The sequence below is a fragment of the Lactobacillus sp. MRS-253-APC-2B genome, from assembly GCF_012843675.1.
GTDB classification, from domain to species: Bacteria; Bacillota; Bacilli; order Lactobacillales; family Lactobacillaceae; genus Limosilactobacillus; species Limosilactobacillus pulli.
In genome coordinates, this window is sequence record NZ_JABAFO010000044.1 from 1 (window position 1) to 1477 (window position 1477).

Consider the following 1477-nt stretch of genomic DNA (forward strand, 5'->3'; position numbering starts at 1 on the left):
TGACCCGTACCCCCAAAGTTGGAAATACAACTTTGGGGGTATTTTTATGACCAAAATCAGCATAGAGACTAAGATCAAGGCAATTGAAGAGTACTGTACAACGGCAAGTTCTCTGCTGGGGATCGCTCGCAAATACGGGATTGCAAAGCTTGACTTTCAAATCTGCGTGGGTATTTATGCACGTTTCGGCAAGGAAAAACTATTGAATCCACCAACCGTAACTGGGGATTTCCGCTTAAATCTGGTAAAGTGGAAGCAACAAAACCTAGCTTCCATTCCAGAGACCTGTATCCACTTTGGCTTTCGTTCATCAGGCTCTGTCTATCAATGGGAGCGTCAGTACAACGAACATGGAGCACCGGCCCTCTTAAAACTACGACCAGGAAGGAAATCAAAACATGATCTCAAATCACGAGAAAGAGATTCAACGTTTAAAGAAACAGAATCAACTTCTCCAAAAAGAGAACTTATCCTTAAAGATTCAACTCGACGCCTCAAAAAAATTGGCAGCCTTGAGAAAGCATCCAAACAAGAACTTGCCCAAGTAATTTATGACCTCAAGGCAAAATATCGTTTGAAAGACCTTATTGAAGCACTGCCAATCTCCATGTCGACTTACCAGTATTGGCAGGCTAAATTTGAACACCCTGATGAAGCTGAAGAAGAGCTTAAATCCGTCATCAAGGGCTTGTTCGAATATTTTGAGGGTGACTATGGCGTTCGGCGGCTGAGCGCGCAAGTACGTGACTACTACCGAATTATCAGTCGTCCACTGCCCAATCACAAACGAATTTACCGCTTGATGCGTGAGATGGGCCTTAAGTGTACGAAATACAGCAAACGCCGCCGCAAGTACGATTCTTCCAAGGGTCCATTGGGTAAGAAGGCTAAAAACGTAATCCGTCGTCGCTTTATGAGTAATCGCAAATATCAAAAGATGGTCTGCGACATTACTGAATTGAAGGCTAAGGACGGTAGTAAGGTTTATCTGGAAATTATCAAGGATTTGGCAACCAACCAGATTCTGACTTGGGAAATCGAGACGCATCCAACTCTCGAATTCAGCCTTAAGCCGCTGCACAAGCTAATCGATCTTTTACCGCACACTGGGTATCAATTAACTCTGCACACAGATCAAGGCTGGCAGTACCAGCATCGTGCCTGGCGAGTCTTATTAAAGCATGGCCGGATTCGTCAAAGCATGTCCCATCGAGCAACGTGTCTGGATAACGCCGCCTGTGAGACCGTCTTTAGCAAACTTAAAGCAGAAATCAAGCCGGACACTGACTATGCCAATCAAGAAGACTTAATTCAAGCCATTAAAGATTGGATTGACTACTACAACCACCGCCGAATACAAACAAAATTAGGCAACCTAACCCCACTCCAATATGAAGCACGGCTGGCTGCCTAATAAAAATTTTTATTCAGTTTACAAGTAATTAATATTCAATTCCAGCTTTTTGGGTACACACCA

At 43.7% G+C, this 1477-nt stretch carries 1 protein-coding gene; it reads left to right on the top strand.

Going from position 1 to position 1477, the window contains the following annotated elements; translation table 11 throughout:
* Positions 1-46 precede the first annotated feature (46 nt).
* Positions 47-1414, top strand: a complete 1368-nt coding sequence (locus tag HF864_RS09340) for an IS3 family transposase (RefSeq protein ID WP_169462713.1) — start codon at positions 47-49, stop codon at positions 1412-1414.
* Positions 1415-1477: the final 63 nt, after the last annotated feature.

Bases quoted from the DNA above. Each gene is read 5' to 3' on its own strand.
- HF864_RS09340 (WP_169462713.1), top strand. From the start codon at position 47: ATGACCAAAATCAGCATAGAGACTAAGATCAAGGCAATTGAAGAGTAC.